General features: G+C 37.8%; 2 protein-coding genes. One reads left to right on the top strand and one right to left on the bottom strand.

Features of this window, described 5'->3' with window-relative positions; genetic code table 11:
• Positions 1-637: aspartyl/asparaginyl beta-hydroxylase domain-containing protein (locus FTV32_RS17170; protein WP_180029166.1), on the top strand; the 637-nt coding region annotated here is incomplete at its 5' end.
• A 221-nt stretch (positions 638-858) separates the two neighbouring features.
• On the opposite strand, the gene FTV32_RS17390 is transcribed toward FTV32_RS17170, so the two are convergent.
• On the bottom strand, positions 859-1,136 hold a 278-nt coding region (locus tag FTV32_RS17390; protein ID WP_218947450.1), incomplete at its 5' end, for a hypothetical protein.

The following is a 1,136-nucleotide window of genomic DNA, read 5'->3' as shown; positions in this document are numbered from 1 at the left end:
TTATGATGATTTAGGTTTTAACTCCTTTTTTAAAACCGGCTGGAAACGTTTCTATTTGAAATGGTATGACTCTGCACATCCTTCTGCGGCAGAGCTTTGTCCTAAAACCACAGAACTGCTGAAAACGTTGCCTTCAATTAAAGCTGCAATGTTTACTGAGCTTGCGCCGGACAGCCGTTTGGTACGTCACCGTGACCCGTATGCTGGTTCATTGCGTTATCACTTGGGGCTACTAACGCCGAATGATGATCGTTGCTTTATTGATGTCGATGGTCAGCGTTATTCATGGCGTGATGGTGAAAGTGTGGTGTTTGATGAAACTTATATTCACTATGCAGAAAATAAGACTGAACAAAACCGCATCATTTTCTTTGCCGATGTTGAGCGACCGTTAAGCTCAAAGTTGATGGCACGCTTTAACCATTGGTTTGGTAAAAATATCATGACCGCAGCCAGTTCACCAAATGAACATGGGGATCAAACGGGTGGACTCAATAAAGTTTTTGGTTATGTTTATCAAATTCGGATCAAAGCCAAAGCACTGAAAAAGACCAATCGAAAATTGTACTATTTCTTAAAATGGTTTTTGATGTTGGGTATTTTCTTCCTGATTTTTGTGCGCCCATATTTATTTTAATCGTGAAGCAAAGATTGAAAAAATACGCTCTTCGGGGCGTTTTTTTATGTGCTTTAAAATTAATCTGCAAAGTTGCATGCCAATCGAAAAATCTTGTATAGAATGAAAACAATAGATGGGGGATGCAATGTACACGTTTAGTTCTAAAAAAGATTGGTGGGTGGTGGCCTTTATTGTTTGTATGAGTGGCTTGCTCATTCAATTATTACTGACGATGCAAGCTAAAGGTACCATGCAGCAATATCCTGTTCATTAATTAAAATACAATGATTTTTATTTATTCTATTGATTTTTTTGGCAAATCTCTCTACTACTTTGTGGGATGATGGCATTGTAAGGATTACTTCATAATCTTTTTCATGCATTAAGCTATGGAGAATTTTAGAGATATTGGGGTTGAATTTTCCACACTCTTTAAGAGATATTGAGAATCCTTTTTGTCCTTTTAGGGCGTAAATTAAAGGATTCCCATCACCCCCCTGACGACTATACAAACGTT

It is taken from the genome of Acinetobacter sp. YH16032, assembly GCF_013417345.1.
Classification (GTDB): domain Bacteria; phylum Pseudomonadota; class Gammaproteobacteria; order Pseudomonadales; family Moraxellaceae; genus Acinetobacter.
The sequence above is the reverse complement of the archived record's forward strand: the minus strand, read 5'-3'. Positions and strand labels throughout refer to the sequence as shown.